We start from the raw sequence: 15,392 nt of genomic DNA on the forward strand, positions 1-15,392 counted from the left end.
TCTTCGAAACTTTCATGACCAAACTCTTCTGGGAAGCTGAGCGTGAAGATACTTTCAGGAATGTTGCAGGCATCAGTTCGAGAGCGTCAGGAGGCTGTTCAAAAGCGGCGCATGAAATCTCCGAGCTCGAGGCTCATCCCCGCTTGGAAACCGATGTGCCAAGCCCGGACTTCAGCGGGCAGCATGCCGGCTTTCAGATGCTCCTGGGCCACGATGATGCCGACCTCCTCGACCCGGCGCACGAGGCCCTGAACGCTACCTGTCTGCGGGCTCAGCGTCTTGATCATCTCGCTCGCTGCGAGCCGGCCAGCTTTTTCGCCTCGGGTGGTGGGAGCGAGCGGCTCGCTATGCGGCGGCATGGGATACGATTGCCTCACCTGCGGGAGCCGATACGCAACGCGGCCCGGCGACAGAATGGCCGGCCTTGGTTTCTGTGTCGTGCGGATGCCGGCGGGCGAGCCGTCCCGCGCCAGGATTCCAGGCACGAAAAAGCCCGCGCCGGCGGACCGGGCGGGCTTCTTAGGCTCGGCACCGACAAGGGAGTAATCCCGCCAAACCTGAAACTGAGAGTGGGTTAGGAGCAGGGAAAGGCAAGCCCCCCCCAACGGTAGTGACGCTGGAAGCGAGGACCCGACGCCCGCCCAGGCAAATCGAACTACCCATCTTTGAAAGCGTTCACGCCCCGCAACAACGGAGAGCACGACATGAAGGTGATCTCAGCGACCGTCCTTGGCCTGGCGCTACTCAGCGGAACCGCTCCGGCCTTCGCACAGCCATACGGCGGGCGCGACTACGGCTACGATCGCGGCGACTATGGACCCCGCGACCGAGGCTACGGAGATCGAGGCTACGGCGATCGTGACCGCCGCGACTACGATCGGGGCTATGACCGAGGCTCGCGGGGCGGGCGTGGCGACTACGCGTTCAACGAGGAGGAGTATCTGCGCTGCAATCCGGATGTGCGCCGGGCGGTCATAGGCCGGGCGATCAAGTCCGGTCTGGAACACTACCGCAAGGTCGGGATGGCCGAGGGCCGGAAGTTGACCTGCAATTAGAGCGCATCTGAAGAGCAGAGCAGAGTGCGAAAAAGCCCCGCGCGGCGGTGCCGGCGGGGCCGAAGGTGGTGAGTCTCGGTAACGGGATAGCAGCGTAGCGGGCGCCGTGACATCACCCGTTCGGGGGAGGCTACCGACACGAAAAAGCCGCCGCGGCCGGAGCCGGGCGGTTCGAGGTCATCGCATCAGGGATGCTGGGTAGACCCGCGCGCGGGCTGGCGACTTCCCACCGCTCTCGCGCTAGGCAGATTCACTCCGCGGCGACAGCAGCCTTCTTCGCCTTGCGAGCGCGGACAGGCTTCCCGGCCGGCGCGACCGCAGGCTCGGCCACCTTCTTCCGGCCTCGGGCCTTGGGCGCCTCCGCAACTTTCTCGTCGGTGACGGCAGCCTTCGGGGCTGCGTTCCTGCGCAGGTTGCCGAGGCCGGTGTTCTTCGCCAGGGCCGAGCGCATCTCGGAGTAGCTCGGGGCGGTCATAGGATAGTCGACCGGCAGGCCCCACTTCGCCCGATATTCGTCCGGGGTAAGGCCCACTCCTTTGAGGTGCCGCTTCAGGGTCTTGTACGACTTGCCATCCTCGAAGCTGATCAGCGCGTCGTTGCTGATCGACTTCCGGATCTGGCTCGGAGTGGCGCGGTCGACCTTAGCCTCGGCCGGAGCGGCGGGGTTGTTCAAGCCGTTGAGCGCGCCATGGATCGCGGACAGAAGCGCCGGCATTTCGGACGTAGGCACAGAGTTTTTCGAGACGTAAGCGGACACGATATCGGCCGTGAGCTCGATTAGGTTGCTCTGATCCAGAGCCGAGGTTGATGTAATGTCGTCCATTGAAGCCTCCTGCGTATGTGGCTGAGACTCACGCAGCAACAACGACGCCTAGTCAAGGCGTATCTATGCTGGGACGACGGAGAACGTTGGATATATGCCGGCTTCCAGGATAGTTTCTGAACATGTCTGTGAATCGCCCCGGGTTTTCCGGAGGCCGTTTGGTTTGGCTCAGGCGGCCAAGGCTTGGACCTCGGCCTGGGCATAATAGCGTGCCTCCGCCTCGGCGGGAGGGATGTGGCCGATTGGTTCGAGCAGCCGACGGTGGTTGAACCAGTCCACCCATTCCAGCGTGGCGTACTCGACCGCCTCAAAGGACCGCCACGGCCCGCGTCGATGGATGACCTCCGCCTTGAACAGGCCGATCACCGTCTCGGCGAGAGCGTTATCGTACGAGTCGCCAACACTGCCGACGGAGGGTTCGACGCCCGCCTCGGCCAAGCGCTCGGTGTAGCGGATGCTCACATATTGCGATCCGCGATCCGAGTGACAGACGAGGCCGCTGCCGGCGAAGGGGCGGCGCTCGTGCAGGGCCTGCTCCAAGGCATCGAGCACGAAGTCGGCCCGGGCCGAGCGCGACACACGCCAGCCCACGATCCGGCGGGCGAAGACGTCGATCACGAAGGCCGCATAGACGAAGCCGCCCCAGGTGGCGATGTAGGTAAAATCCGCCACCCATAGCCGGTTCGGGCATTCGGCCCTGAACTGTCGATTGACCCGGTCGAGCGGGCAGGCCGCCGCCGGATCGGGAACGGTGGTGCGAACCCTCCGCCCCCGGACGACGCCAGCCAAGCCCATCGTTCGCATCAGCCGGACCACCGTGCAGCGCGCCACAATGATCCCTTCGCGGGCGAGCTGCCGCCAGACCTTGCGCACGCCGTAGACCCGGAAGTTTGCCTCGTACACGCGCCGGATCTCGACCATGAGTGCCGCGTCCCGCTTGGCTCGAGCCGACAGCCTCCCGGGATCGGCTCGTCGCGCGGCATGGGCGTGGTACGTCGACGGGGCGATCGGCAGAACCTTGCAGATCGGCTCGACCCCGTAGAGCGCACGATGATCGTCGATGAAGGCGATCATGACCGGAACCGGCGGTCGAGCTCCGCCTGGGCAAAATACGCGCTCGCCTTCCTGAGGATCTCGTTGGCCTGCCGGAGCTCGCGGTTCTCCCGCTCCAGCGCCTTGATCCGCTCGCGCTCATCCGTCGTCGGTCCGGCCCGCACGCCCCGGTCGCGCTCGGCCTGACGGACCCACTTGCGCAGCGTTTCGCCAGAGCAACCGATTTTGGCCGCGATCGACTGGATCGCGGCCCATTGCGAACCGTGCTCGCTCTCATGCTCCCGGGCCAGCCGGACTGCCCGCTCGCGAACCTCAGGGGAAAAGGGTGGGGTATGCTTCGTCATGGCTCCAGTCTCTCAAGAGTTGGAGCCTCCGAAAATCCCGGGGCGATTCACTGAGAGAGATCTAGGCCCTCAGGTCCAGTCGCTCATGTCTTCCTTGGCGCCGGGCTCAGTCACCCCCAAGTCGGCACTCAGGCCGCCACGGGCCTTGATCCTCATGGAAGTGGCTCGCAGGCCCGCCTGCCGCAGCCCCGTCACCTCGATCTGAGCGTGGAAGCCGGACTGGCCAAAGCGCTCGATGTGCCGGCCCAACTCGGCCACGTGCTCACGGAGTTCGGACATTCCGCGGCCGCCACCGCCACCGATCCCACCAGCTGGCGCCGCCGGGACGATTGACCGGATCGACCCGTCCGGCATCTTCATCGTGCCGTCGCCGAGATCGAGGCCTTCCTTGCCGTCCAGGCCTTTGACCAGCTTCGGCTCGAGCGCCGTCGCGTCCTTGGCCACACCGGCGCCCAATCGCCACGCGCCAGGGCACGACGCAGCGCCGGATTGAAGTGCAGCCCAATCCTGGGGCCACCCACCCCTGCTGCGCAGGAGCGCCAGCGCGACGCGCGTCTGCTCCTCCATGCGAGCCGGCTTCGAGCGGATCTGGAAGCGAATTTCGTCACCCATGTCTCAGAGCCTCGTCCTCAGGGCTTCAGCGGCGGTGGCGAGCAGGTCGGCCTCGCTGTCGCGGCGGGCAGTCTCGGCGACGTCGCCCAAGCGATCGATGCAGCGGTCCATGAGGGCCGTGCACAGGCCGAGCTGCCAGTGAGCGAGCCGACCGGATGCGTTGGGCGTCTCGGTACCGTCGGGACCGTTCGTGATGCTGCAGGGTCGGCATGTCATTGCTGCGGCGCCCGAGTTCCCGGCCACCATCTGATCGCTCAGGCTTGGCCGGTCTCACTCATCGCTCCCGCAACCTGCATGGAGCCCCGCCGCGTGGCGCGCTCCTCTGCCGGATCCTCGCCCTTCGCCACTTGGCCCAGCAGCCCCTTCGCCTCACGGCGGGCTTCGTCAGCCGTCAGGGCGCCGTGCAGCCCTATCGTGAAGCGCCTCGACCGCCCGCTGGCGCGGTACTACACGAGGTAGCTGCGCCGGCCGGATGCGAAGATGCGCACCCCGAAGCCCGGGAGCTCATCGCACCAGAAGAAGTAGTCCCGGCCTTGCGACTCGGCCGCCTCGACCACGCGCTTGCTGAGCTTGGGCATGCCCTCCCCTCCGGTTCTGCCGAAGCACTGCGGAAGCACGCGGAAGCAAACCGAGCCCATCCGGCGGAGACGAGAGAAATGCCCGGCGCGCCAATTTCACAAGGGGCAGCAGCGGTTTGGCAATAACGAGTAAACTCTAGCAATCACGGGAAAACATGTTAGGCTAATCCTCCGAAGGCAAAGGTCACACGTTCGAATCGTGTCGGGTGCGCCAATATTATCAATGGCTTAGCAGGCGTCAGCGCTGATCTTGGAATGGTCGGTGTCACCAAGGTGTCACCGCTGCGATCCCAAAGCGCGCCACTTCTCTGCTCGCTTCTGCTCCTCTCGCCGGTATGACGATAGCTAGCCCCGTGCAGGATGCCTCCGTGAAAGCGGAACTCGCTCCGACCGGTATGCTCCGAGTCGGTCTCGTTGAGGCGCCGTCCGCTGGCCTAATCTTCGTCAGCCGTGCCGCCGACGGAGCGCTCGACGGCGTGACAGCCGATCTGAGCGCGGATCTCGCCCGGCAGGTCGGCCTGCCGCTGGCCGTCACGCTGTTCCCGAACTCGGGCGCCGCGGCCGCCGCCCTCGAGGCCGCGGCGATCGATGTCAGCTTCATGCCGGTCGACGTGGCCCGGCGGCAGGTGATCGATTTCGGGCCGGGCTACTACGACCTGGAGAGCACCTATCTGGTCAGCGTCGGGTCGGGCATCACCGACGTGGCGCAGGTGGATCGGCCGGGTCTCCGGGTCGTGGCGATCGACGGCACGACGACGTTCCGCGCCTCCGCCCGCACGCTGACCCGGACGCAACCCCTCCCCGTCCCGTCCGTGGCCGAGGCGGTCGCGCGCATGCGCGCTGGGCAGGCGGACGCCATTGCCCTCTCGCGCGACACGCTGCGGCCGGTGGTCCTGCAGGTTCCAGGTTCCCGGATCGTCGCGGGCGGCTTCCAGCAGACGCAGGTCGCCGTCGCCGTGCCTAAGGGGCGCCCCGCCGCCCTCGCCTGCGTTACGGCGTGGCTGGACGAGGCGAAGCGCACCGGTATCGTCCGGCGGATCTTCGACGCCCGCGGCTTCCGCGACGACGCGGTCGCGCATTAACTGGTGCTCCGGTCGCGTCGCGTGTGGTAGCGCGACGTTCCAGAGGGAGCGAATTGAGGATTGCCGTATGGCAGACAACCACAGCAAAGAGCGTATTCAGGCTGAGGCAGCTTTTGCGAAGATGCAGGACCGGTTTGGCAGCAAGGCCTTTGATGAGCCGGCAGTCAGTGCGGCGGACCAGAACACCGCACGCCTGAAGGCCGCGCGCCTTGAACGGGACGCCGCCAAAGCTGAGGCAAAAAAGCCGTGATGCACGACGCCATAGGCGAATCCCTTACCGAGCATCTGAAGGCGAAGGGCTACCTGAAGTGAGCGACACTGACGCCCAGCCCGATGAGATCCAAGAAATCCTTCGGCTCGCGACGGCGCTGGCAGAGCAATTCCTGCAGTCAGAGGCGGAGGAGTCCGCCCGTCCGGAGAGGCTTAAGGCCCTCATCAGCGCCGCCCAATTTCTCCACGACCATGATGTGGCTTGGCCGACCGTCTTGCGTGAGGCCGTGGGCAAGGCCGTAGAGCGAATGGAAGCGGTCAGTGGACGATGAGGACCGAGAATTCGAGCACTCTCCGCTGTCGGGCTCTTTCAGTCGCGATGGTGCGATCGTCGACGTCGAGATCTACCGCTACGCCGACACGCAGGACCCCTGGCAGTTAGTGGTGATCGATCTGTCGTCTGGCGGCTGCACCGCTTGGCAGGAGACCTTCACGACGGACCGTGAGGCTTACGAGGCCTTCACCGCGACGGTCGAAGCGGACGGCATGGCATCTTTCGCGGGCGTCGTGCCGACCGTGCGGCACTGACCCCATCCCTGCTTCGTGGCAGCGGCCCGAGTTGCACATGCTAAGCCGCAACGGCTATCCGGGCCTAGGGGGCTGTAGCTCAATGGTTAGAGCCGACCGCTCATAACGGTCTGGTTGCAGGTTCGAGTCCTGCCGGGCCCACCACGTCAGAGCAGTTGGCGTGACCTTCATTAAGGAGATCGGCGAGGGGCCCGGATTGCGGCTCCGGAAGGCGACATCCACCGCAACCGAGAGCCTTTCGGCTACTGACGTAGGCGAAACGCGCCCTAGGTTTTTCGCCTGTAGGTTGAGAGGAGCGTCGATGTCCGAGAATCCTAGCCACGTTCAAGGCTATCGGGAGACGAAGGCGGCGAAGGCTGCAGAGAGGCACAATCAAGCCAACGAGGTCTGGGCGGAGGTTGAGGCAGAGCGACAAGCGTTCGACGAGCAAACGGCAAAGCTGCGAGCGATGCGGCTCGCCCCAGAGAACGCCGAATCTTGATGTCGAAGGGCCACCTGAGATGAGGCGCCTACTCCTCGCCGGCCTCTTCGCAGCCGTCACCGGAGCGAGCGGTGCATATGCGCAGGCGACGCTGCGCGTTATCGACACCGCGCCGAACGACGTGCTGAACGTCCGCGAGTTTCCAACCTCGGACGCGCGGATCGTAGGCATGATTCCACCCGACGGGCGCGGCATCGTCCCGACTGGCGAGCGCAATGGCAACTGGGTGTTCGTCCGTTACCGGAGGGGCGAGGGCTGGGTTTCGCGGCGGTTCGTGTATCTCGGGGCGCCGCCGGTCCGGCGAGGCGGGAGCCTGGATCCGGACGTCAGCGAATAGCAACGCGGGGCTTCCGAGTACCTGAGCTCATTCCAGCCGCTCTCGGCCGGCTGTTCACGCCCGTAGCGCAGCACGCGACCCGTCAGCAACGGGCAGAGAAGGTCCAACAGGAGCTCGACGCCGAGTAGGCGAGTTTGAGGAGCTGACGGCCTCGCGGTCAGCGAGCTACACCGGAACGTCACCCGGTGGCGCTCCGCGATAGAAGCCTTAATTTAGTTTACACGTCATTAAGCATGTTGACCGATGGTGCCGTGACGTCGGAAGGACTTGCGATGAGCCGGGGCGAGCCCCTGCGGGAGCCGAAGGCTTTGGTGGGACCCATTCTCAATATGGCCACCGCCCATCATGCCGCCGGGCGCCTGCACGAAGCCGATCAGCATTACAGACGATGCCTTGATCTCGATCCGGGACACGCAGCGGCGCATTACAATCTTGGCCTCATCGCCACGCTCTTGAGCGATCATGCCCGTGCGGTCCTTCATCACACCGCGGCGCTTCGCTCGGCACCTGAGCAGGCCTCTCGCTGGGTGGCACTAATCGGGGCGCTCCTCGCCTGCGACCGGGTGACAGACGCCCGTAGCATCCTCGATCACTTTCTGGTGCACGGCTTCTCACCCCAGATCGTGTCCGAGCACTGCCAGCCGCTGGTTAAGGTGCTCGGCGCGAACGCTCGCCTCGCCTTCGCCGCTGGGCGGCTCGAGGACGCCGAGTGCCTCCTCGAACTCTTAATCTCTATCGACAAAGATAATGGTGACGCGGTGCATCTTGCCGGGCTCACCGCCTTGCGCACCGGGCGTGCACAGCACGCCATCGATTTGATCACCATCGCGATCTACCGCGACAGCGGCAACGCTACGTACTTCGCCGATCTCGGTCTCGCCTTCCAGGCAATCGGCAACCTGGTCGCTGCTGGCTCGGCCTTCGAGAAGGCGCTCGAACTCGACCCTGCCTTGGATGACACCCGCGCCAATCTCGCCATCGTGTATCAGGACACTGGGCGCCAGCAGGACGCCGCTGACTGTTGGCGCGATCTGATCGCTCGGGTTCCCGGCTCGGCCGAGTTTCACAACAATCTCGGCGCGGTGCTACACCGCCTTGGGCGCACCGAAGAGGCGATCGCCAATTTGGAGAAGGCGCTAGAAATCAATCCCGCCGCCGCTTTCGCGCTTTGCAACCTTGCACATGCGCAGCTCTTTGCCGAGCATAGTTCGGTGGAAAGCTTCTCGGAGAAGGCTAAGACCTACGGCCGCTGCCATGCTGACGCACTGCTGCGCATCCGGCCCTTCGCCAATGATCGCAATCTGGATCGGCGCCTGCGCATTGGCTTCGTCTCGGCGGATTTTCGCGATCACCCGGTGGTGCGGTTCCTCGAACCCTTCCTCCACTATGCCGATCGGGAACGCTTTGACCTCCTCGCTTATAGCAACACCAGTCGCGAAGACGCGGTGACGGAGACGCTGAAGGCCCGTTTCGACTCTTGGCGCCGAATCGATGTTCTCGACGACGAGGCCGCGGCGAACCTCATCGAGGCCGATCGCACCGACATCCTCATAGACCTAGCCGGCCATAGCGGCGGCAACCGCTTAATGGTTTTCGCGCGCAAGCCTGCGCCAGTTCAGGTGACTTGGATCGGACTGCCAGTCACCACGGGGCTGGCCGCCATAGACTACCGCCTTACCGACGCTGTCTATGATCCGATCGGCGAGACCGAGCACCTGCATTCCGAGGTTCTCTGGCGGATGCCTGGCACTGGCACCTGCTACCGGCCGTTCCTACCGGCGCCGGATGTCGCCGAGACAGCGCCCGTCACCAGAAACCGGCACGTCACCTTCGGCTGCTTCAACCGCTTCGAGAAGATGACCGACGCCGCAATCAAGGCCTGGGCCGCGATCCTAGCAGCGGTGCCCAACGCCCGGCTGAAGCTGATCGTAACCGATATCGACGATCCAAGGACGCGCGGGCCAGTGGAAGCACGTCTCGCGACCTGCGGCCTGCCACTCGACCGCGTCGACTTCGCGCCCCGCAATGCTGCCAATCGCTATGCGATGCACGGCAGTGTCGACATCGCGCTGGATGCGTTCCCCTTCAACGGCAACGTCACGACATTCGACACTCTTTACATGGGCGTCCCTGTAGTGACGCTTGCCGGACCCCAGACAATCTCGCGGGTGGGCGCCGCCATTCTCGGGATCCTAGGGCTGCCGGATCTCATCGCCCGCGATGTCGACAGCTATGTCGCCATCGCCTGCCGTCTCGCCAGCGATCCGGACGAATTTCTCAAATTGCGTAGCGGCCTGCGCGAGCGCTTGGTCGCCAGCCCCCACATGGATCACGCCGGCCATGCCAGGGAGGTTGGTCTGGCCCTTAGCGAGATGTGGCGGCTTTGGTGCGCCGAGACAGCGCCCAGCGCGGTGGCCTCTCCCGCCTCACGATGACCCGCGCGCGGTCCCGAAGGGTGACCTCGTGCGTCGGCCATTCCAGGCAGGCTGCATCGAACGCCGCCTCGGCCATCGACAGCGGGTAGATCGTCGCGAGGTGCAGCTCGACATTGCCGCTGGTCTCTCGCCAGATCTCGACCGTGTAGGGCACACCCGGCGGCACGGGCGGGATCTGCTTGGCGGCCGGCGGCAGCGTGATCGCGGCCAGACACAGGTGCTCGTACTTCCGCGTAAGCGGCACCCGGGCGCGCTGATAGCGGCACGCGGCCGTCAGGTGCCGGAGCAGGTCGAGCGTCGAGATGTCGGCCCCGTAGCGACCGATCAGGCTGACCACGGTATAGCGGCCCGAGCGCTTGCAGGTGGCGCAGTCGACGTACACCCGACTAGGCCCTGCATCCCCCAGGTGCCCCATTCTGGTGGCCCCCCCCCCCCACTCGCGAACGAAAACGGAACAAGCTCAGGCGCCCGCGCGCTTCGACCAGCCGCCGAGCCGCGCGAGATCGTAGTGGAGCAGTGTAACCGATCGGCTGGCACCACGCCCGGTCTGAGCGCGGCGTGCTAATCTGCTCGGATGGCGGTCGACGAGGAGCGCATCGACGAGGCGGTGCTCGCCCTTTTGTGGCTGACGCTCCACGACGGGCGTCGGGCCTGGAAGGGCTTCGACTGGGCTGTGCTTGGCCGTCTCCACGCCAAGGGGCTCATCGCCGATCCGGTCGGACGCGCCAAGTCGGTGGTGCTCACGGACGAGGGACTGCGCCAATCCGAAGCGCTGTTTCGGACCCTGTTCACGCGGCCCGACTGACGCGCCAGGGCTGCAGCGTTCTCAGGCCACGGCTTGGAGCGTGGGTGTGCTCGGGTAGGCCCAGGGCAGAAGCTCGTCGAGGCGCGGCTGCGGATGGCCGTCGACGATGCGGGTGATGACGTCGGCCAGGTAAGCCTGCGGCTCGACGCCGATGAGCTTACAGGTCTCGACCAACGAGGCGATCACCGCCCAGTGCTCGCCCCCGCCGTCCGAACCAGCAAATAGGGCATTCTTCCGATTCAAGGTCAGAGGCCGGATCGCCCGCTCGACGGTGTTGGAGTCGATCTCCACGCGCCCGTCGTCGAGGAACAGGCTCAGCCCCGCCCAGCGGCTCAGGGCGTAGCGGATCGCCTCCGCCAGATTGCTCTTGCGGCTCAAGAGGCCGAGCTTCTCCCGCAACCACGCCTCCAGCGCCTCGACCACGGGCCGGCTTCGTTCCTGACGGGCCGCTCGTCGCTCCTCAGCCGAGCGCCCGCGGATCTCGGCCTCGATCCGGTAGAGCGCGGCGATGCGCGACAGCGTCTCCGTCGCGATCGGCGAGGCGGCGGCGAGATCATAGAATTGCCGACGCACATGGCTCCAGCAGTAGGCCAGCCGCACCGCGCCGCTCTTGGCCAGCGTCTCGTAGGCCGCGTAGCCATCGACTTGGAGCACGCCTGCAAACCCGCAGAGATGCGCGATCGGTCGTCCAGCCTTGCGATCCGGGGCGTAGACGTAGGCGACGCCGGGCGGATCGGTCCCGCCCCAGGGCCGGTCGTCGCGCGCATACGCCCAAAGCTGGCCGGTCTTGGTGCGGCCGCGGCCCGGATCGAGCACCGGTGCCGTGGTCTCGTCGGCAAACAGCTTGCCCGAGCGCTTGAGCGTCTCCAGCAGCCGCTCGTGCACGGGCCGGAGCAGGAAGGCGGCGCGCCCGACCCAGTCGGCCAGCGTCGAGCGGTCGAGGCTGACGCCCTGGCGGGCGAAGATCTGCGCCTGTCGATAGAGCGGCAGGTGGTCGGCGTATTTGGAGACGAGCACCTGCGCGACGAGAGCGTCGGTCGGCAGGCCGCCCTCGATCAGCCGCGCCGGTGCCGGGGCCTGCACGACTGCGTCCCCGCAGGCGCGGCAGGCGTAGCGCGGGCGGCGGATCACCAGCACCCGGAACTGCACCGGCACCACGTCGAGGCGCTCGGAGACGTCCTCACCGATCCGGTGCAAGGCACCCGAGCAGCACGGACAGGCGGTGCTGTCGATATCGACGAGGTACTCGACCCGCGGCAGGTGGGCGGGCAGCGCCCCACGGTTCGTGCGCCGCTTGACCCTCCGGGCCTCCTTGGCGGGCTCCGTTTCCTCGGCGGCAAAGCCCGCGGCCTCGACCTGCTCGGCCTCCTCCAGCCCGAGCAGGAGCTGATCCTCCGGCAGGCTCTCGGCGCGGCGGCCGAAGCGGTGGCGCTGCATCGCCAGGATGATCTGGCGCAGCCGCTCGTTCTCGGCGCGCTCCTCGGCGAGCAGCGCCTTGAGCGTCTCGGGATCGTCGGACGAGGGCGAAGCAGGCGCGGCCACGAAGCGGATGAGAGCAGATCCGCCAGTGACTTACCACTGCGATGAAGCCCGTCCGCCGGTCTTTTTGCTCAGCCGGCAACCGCCGGCACGCCCACGGGACGCGCCGCATGGACGCGCTTCCAGTCCAAGCCTTCGACGAGCGCCGCGAGCTGCGCCGCGCTCAGCCGAACCACGCCGTCCTCGATCTTCGGCCAACAGAACTGGCCAGCCTCCAGACGCTTGGTCGCGAGGACCAGCCCGCTTCCATCCCAGACCAGGAGCTTCACCCGGTCGGCGCGTTTTGACCGGAACACGTAGACCGTGCCGGAGAACGGATCCGCGCCCATCGCGTCGCGCACCAGAGCGGCCAGTCCGTCCATGCCCTTGCGGAAGTCCACCGGCCGTGTGGCCAGCATCACGCGCACCGCGGCGGAGGGCCCGATCATGGGCAAGCCTTCAGCGCCCGGATCACCGCGGCGATCTGAGCCGCGCTCGCGCCCTGAGCGATGCGGACCGTGGCGCCTGCGATCTCGACTTCGATGCTGTGGCAGCCGCATCGCTCCCCCAGCTCTGGGCTCAGCTCGGCAGACGTCGGCTCCTGCGGGCCCACACTCAGAACGGCCGGCACGAACTGCAGTGCGCGCTCGCCGTCGTGCCCCCCAGCCTGACGCATCAGGCGGCGCCACGTGAACAGCTGCGAGGCGCTCAGTCCATGTCGGCGTGCCACCGCGCTGATCGAGGTGCCTGGCTCATCGCTCTCGGCCACGATGGTGGCCTTCTCCTCATTCGACCACGTCCGGCGCCGACCGGCCCCGGTAAACAGTTCCAGGCGCCGGATCGGCTCCGACATAGCCATACGCCCGGACATCGACATGTGACGGAGCTCCCATTCCGCTCCGTATGTCGCCTTCACACCGCTTGCCGGAAGGTGCCGCCCAGACAGCGCTTACGGAGCAGTGTGGACGACGTTCGGAAAGCCGCGACCCGTCAGGCGATTCGGCTGACCCAAGCCGCGAACTCCCAGACCGGCGGCCCCCCAGACTTGTGCGTCTCTGACTACAAAGAATCAGAGGAAGGATGAATCAGGCCGAACGCTTCAGCTCAGTTTGATCATCGTTCGTAACACTAGTAGCAGGTTGCTGTTGCGGTTTGAGGCTCTGCATAGGGGTGACAGAAGATGTGCGGCTGCTCGATGATGATGAGCGCCGCAGAGCGAACAACAAGGCAGCGCTTACAACACATGCTACGGCTGCCCCGACCGGTGCCAAAAAGATCGAAATCGCTCCCAGCGACGGCCATATAGCCACAATCGAAAGTCCTGCGCCTACGAAGGCCGATAGAACGAGGAAGATGAGGTTCACGAGCGCACCTTTCCGCGATAGGCGGCCCGACGTGTCGCCCTCGGGTTCGAAGAACGGGGAGGTTGTATGACGATCTCAATGGCCGATATGCGGCAACTTCTGAGCGAAAACCGGTAACGGTCAGCCGGCGCGCCAAGCGTGCTCGCGGCGGCATCAGCTGGGGGAGTGACTCAGCGAAGGTACGACGGCGGCAGGCAATCTCAAAGCAGTAGAAGCGTCGGACGCGTAGGCGCAGCGTCATGGGCTGCCCGATGCTCGGCAGATCGGCCGGACGGCGTTCATAGCGGCTGTGAACGACAGAGCTGGTCGTATCACAGGTTGGACACTGCCCGTGCGCACGCCGCACTTGGGCGAAGACGACCGTCGGTCCGGATGACGCGCCCGATGGTACAGCCCGCCAGGGATGAGGACAGGATCAAACGCTTGGTGAACCGGCCCGTGCCATCCTCGTCACCGCGACCGTTCCACGCAAAGTGCGGGAGAACCGCAAAGCCGAAGGAAGATCATACAGTACCGAGCCAACCATGCACTTCGAAATCCGCGTGGCCGGCCGCCACCTCTAGACTTGGGTGCTGCTCGACGCCTCCCACATGACGGTGAACGAATCGGACTGGACCTTCCCGTCCGAGGCGCAGGCTTTAGCTGCCGCGCTGGCCTTCTCGAAGCAGATGACCCGGGCCTGGAAGACGCTGACCGCGCCGATGTCGGACGGCCTGCTATGATGTGCTGCCGCGGATCCGCGATAGCGCCGCTCAGCCTAATCCCGGCTGCGCGCCATTCCTCGGCGGCGATTAGAAGGTCGCGGTAGGCAACGGCCCGAGGTCTGACAGGCTTGATTTGATCTGGACAACAATTGAAGACATGGAAAACAATAATTAACAATCATTTAAAAGTTTTTGAGCTTGATATAGATAGACTTCATGACGGTGTGCAGTCGCTCCGTCGCTGGGCGTCGACTTAGCTACATCAGTCAAAATTTTCTTGAATTTAGATCGATTGAGTCCGCGCCAGGTAATGCTGGAGACCAGTGTCGATATGACGATTTCTAACGCATGTGACCGCTCTGTCTCGTTAGCCAATTGACGTTCAAGCAGCTGTTCCCTCTGGCGCGCCGCAGCCAAAATAATTTCGATTTGGTTCCAGGCGTCCATATCCCTCTCGCACGATCTAAGATCACGTAGGATCGGTGATGTTGCCGAACTTTGGCTTTTTCGGCGAGCTGTGACTTCAGCAAAAGCGAACATGGCAGAAACAAGGTCGGGATTGGCGGTCCAAAAATCTGAATTGATGTACGAGTACGCTCGCTCCCGTAAAGCAAACAATTTTCCGCCAGTGAAACCCTCGATTCGATCTCCCCACCGAGCTATTAAGGTGCTCTCTATGCTAAGAAATTCCTCTATATCATAACCTATAGTCATATTTTCCATGAACCTATCTGCTCTTTCCGCCACTAACGTGCGTAAGAATTTAGATTCTTGTGCCTGGATTGCATCTATGCCAACGAAACCAAATGCATTCCACAGGCGGATCATCTCACATTCGATGTATTCGAAAGATTTGTTGTTGTCTGTTAGCTCGCCAGGGGGACTCGTCAAGCCGAGTAAATCGGAGGCGAACTGTTGTGTCACATCAGGAATTTGATCGTACAAGAAAATCTTAATCGCGTTTCTTCCAAAAACAGATGCCCAGTTACTCAACAATAAATCTGGAACCAGTAGATGTAGGCTGCCAGGAAGCGCAATTGCATCTTGAATAAACCTAGTAAAATCTTCGACCCCGCCATGTTTAATTAATTCTTGCCACCATGAAGGAAGAAGAGACAAGATATTCCTTTGGTAATAAACAATAGTAAATTCGGCAGATGGAAGAGCCGCGCGAATCTTTTGCAACGAGGCGACTGGAAGAAAGCTAAGCTCTTCACTCGAGAGAACACAGGTTTTCTCAAGGCCCGAAAGAATCTCCAGCAGGCCGCCAAGTTTGGAATGATCAGGGTCAGACGCTGTCCGAGCAAACTCGTGCTGCCCCGTCTGATTGGCATGAGCGAAGGGGTAAACAAAACTTGCGCCACTCTGCAAAGAGCGTGCGTAGAGCATGTTTTGGATCGATG

The 15,392-nt window shown here is 64.2% G+C and carries 18 protein-coding genes, 1 tRNA gene, 2 pseudogenes and 1 other annotated feature; of the genes and pseudogenes, 10 read left to right on the top strand and 11 right to left on the bottom strand.

From position 1 onward, the window contains the following. Positions 1-98: 98 nt before the first annotated feature. Positions 99-287 (bottom strand): hypothetical protein, encoded by a 189-nt coding sequence (locus tag ACX9MN_RS19245; RefSeq protein WP_091980681.1) that lies wholly within the window; start codon positions 285-287, stop codon positions 99-101. A 417-nt stretch (positions 288-704) separates the two neighbouring features. Here ACX9MN_RS19245 and ACX9MN_RS19250 point away from each other — a divergent pair, with 417 nt between their 5' ends. Then, on the top strand, positions 705-1,055 hold the full coding sequence (locus ACX9MN_RS19250) for a hypothetical protein (protein WP_489725115.1): 351 nt from the start codon (positions 705-707) through the stop codon (positions 1,053-1,055). 250 nt (positions 1,056-1,305) lie between these two features. Here the strand turns inward: ACX9MN_RS19250 and ACX9MN_RS19255 are convergent, their stop codons facing one another. The 4 genes and pseudogenes from ACX9MN_RS19255 to ACX9MN_RS19270 all read right to left on the bottom strand — a co-directional run. Then, positions 1,306-1,878 carry a Ros/MucR family transcriptional regulator gene (locus ACX9MN_RS19255; protein WP_042669442.1) on the bottom strand — a complete coding sequence of 191 codons (573 nt, stop codon included), beginning with the start codon at positions 1,876-1,878 and terminating at the stop codon, positions 1,306-1,308. Between the two features lie 168 nt (positions 1,879-2,046). After that, positions 2,047-3,275, bottom strand: a protein-coding gene (locus tag ACX9MN_RS19260) for an IS3 family transposase (protein WP_091713013.1) whose coding sequence is annotated in 2 segments (ribosomal slippage) — positions 2,047-2,987 and positions 2,987-3,275 — 1,230 coding nt in all. Because the reading frame shifts where the segments join, the coding sequence is not laid out codon by codon here. Beyond that, positions 2,878-2,994, bottom strand: a sequence feature (AL1L pseudoknot). (Overlaps the previous gene by 117 nt.) A gap of 69 nt (positions 3,276-3,344) precedes the next feature. After that, a complete protein-coding gene (locus ACX9MN_RS19265; RefSeq protein WP_244603266.1) occupies positions 3,345-3,887 on the bottom strand; it encodes a hypothetical protein in 543 nt (180 codons plus the stop codon). A 314-nt stretch (positions 3,888-4,201) separates the two neighbouring features. Continuing rightward, positions 4,202-4,465: pseudogene (locus ACX9MN_RS19270) on the bottom strand (Arm DNA-binding domain-containing protein); the annotation flags it as partial. A gap of 395 nt (positions 4,466-4,860) precedes the next feature. On the opposite strand from ACX9MN_RS19270, the gene ACX9MN_RS19275 reads away from it, so the two are divergent. The 7 genes from ACX9MN_RS19275 (at position 4,861) to ACX9MN_RS19305 (ending at position 9,598) form a co-directional block, all read left to right on the top strand. After that, positions 4,861-5,547: a transporter substrate-binding domain-containing protein gene (locus ACX9MN_RS19275; RefSeq protein WP_091928754.1), complete on the top strand. Its 687-nt coding sequence runs from the start codon at positions 4,861-4,863 to the stop codon at positions 5,545-5,547. A gap of 67 nt (positions 5,548-5,614) precedes the next feature. Further along, a complete protein-coding gene (locus ACX9MN_RS19280; protein WP_100253048.1) occupies positions 5,615-5,797 on the top strand; it encodes a hypothetical protein in 183 nt (60 codons plus the stop codon). Between the two features lie 58 nt (positions 5,798-5,855). Continuing rightward, positions 5,856-6,089, top strand: a complete 234-nt coding sequence (locus ACX9MN_RS19285; protein WP_103985960.1) for a hypothetical protein — start codon at positions 5,856-5,858, stop codon at positions 6,087-6,089. Then, entirely contained in the window at positions 6,079-6,345 is a 267-nt protein-coding gene (locus tag ACX9MN_RS19290; protein WP_020094746.1) for a hypothetical protein, read from the top strand. The genes ACX9MN_RS19285 and ACX9MN_RS19290 overlap by 11 nt, the downstream gene beginning before the upstream one ends. A 68-nt stretch (positions 6,346-6,413) precedes the next feature. After that, positions 6,414-6,489 (top strand) — tRNA-Ile (locus ACX9MN_RS19295). Between the two features lie 356 nt (positions 6,490-6,845). Beyond that, on the top strand, positions 6,846-7,163 hold the full coding sequence (locus tag ACX9MN_RS19300; RefSeq protein ID WP_103985959.1) for an SH3 domain-containing protein: 318 nt from the start codon (positions 6,846-6,848) through the stop codon (positions 7,161-7,163). Positions 7,164-7,435: 272 nt separating this feature from the next. After that, the gene (locus ACX9MN_RS19305; protein WP_489725116.1) at positions 7,436-9,598 is read left to right on the top strand and encodes an O-linked N-acetylglucosamine transferase family protein; all 2,163 of its coding nucleotides are present in this window, start codon (positions 7,436-7,438) and stop codon (positions 9,596-9,598) included. Here the strand turns inward: ACX9MN_RS19305 and ACX9MN_RS19310 are convergent. Next, complete coding sequence (locus ACX9MN_RS19310) at positions 9,528-9,980, bottom strand: hypothetical protein (RefSeq protein WP_103985957.1); 453 nt, start codon at positions 9,978-9,980, stop codon at positions 9,528-9,530. The genes ACX9MN_RS19305 and ACX9MN_RS19310 overlap by 71 nt on opposite strands. 192 nt (positions 9,981-10,172) lie before the next feature. Here ACX9MN_RS19310 and ACX9MN_RS19315 point away from each other — a divergent pair, with 192 nt between their 5' ends. Beyond that, positions 10,173-10,403 (top strand): DUF6429 family protein, encoded by a 231-nt coding sequence (locus tag ACX9MN_RS19315; RefSeq protein WP_331327277.1) that lies wholly within the window; start codon positions 10,173-10,175, stop codon positions 10,401-10,403. Between the two features lie 21 nt (positions 10,404-10,424). On the opposite strand, the gene tnpC is transcribed toward ACX9MN_RS19315, so the two are convergent. From tnpC to ACX9MN_RS19335, 4 genes and pseudogenes are all read right to left on the bottom strand, one after another. Continuing rightward, entirely contained in the window at positions 10,425-11,945 is a 1,521-nt protein-coding gene (tnpC, locus tag ACX9MN_RS19320) for an IS66 family transposase (protein ID WP_331327278.1), read from the bottom strand. A gap of 68 nt (positions 11,946-12,013) precedes the next feature. Continuing rightward, positions 12,014-12,370 (bottom strand): IS66 family insertion sequence element accessory protein TnpB, encoded by a 357-nt coding sequence (tnpB, locus tag ACX9MN_RS19325; RefSeq protein WP_281807354.1) that lies wholly within the window; start codon positions 12,368-12,370, stop codon positions 12,014-12,016. Continuing rightward, positions 12,367-12,798: an IS66-like element accessory protein TnpA gene (tnpA, locus tag ACX9MN_RS19330; RefSeq protein WP_281807355.1), complete on the bottom strand. Its 432-nt coding sequence runs from the start codon at positions 12,796-12,798 to the stop codon at positions 12,367-12,369. The genes tnpB and tnpA overlap by 4 nt, the downstream gene beginning before the upstream one ends. A gap of 608 nt (positions 12,799-13,406) precedes the next feature. Then, positions 13,407-13,698: pseudogene (locus ACX9MN_RS19335) on the bottom strand (transposase family protein); the annotation flags it as partial. 177 nt (positions 13,699-13,875) lie between these two features. Between ACX9MN_RS19335 and ACX9MN_RS19340 the strand changes: the two are divergent. Continuing rightward, complete coding sequence (locus tag ACX9MN_RS19340) at positions 13,876-14,007, top strand: hypothetical protein (RefSeq protein WP_280806663.1); 132 nt, start codon at positions 13,876-13,878, stop codon at positions 14,005-14,007. 153 nt (positions 14,008-14,160) lie between these two features. Here the strand turns inward: ACX9MN_RS19340 and ACX9MN_RS19345 are convergent, their stop codons facing one another. Then, positions 14,161-15,378 carry a hypothetical protein gene (locus ACX9MN_RS19345; protein ID WP_489725117.1) on the bottom strand — a complete coding sequence of 406 codons (1,218 nt, stop codon included), beginning with the start codon at positions 15,376-15,378 and terminating at the stop codon, positions 14,161-14,163. Between the last annotated feature and the right edge of the window lie 14 nt (positions 15,379-15,392).

This window comes from Methylobacterium sp. 1A, from assembly GCF_058072805.1.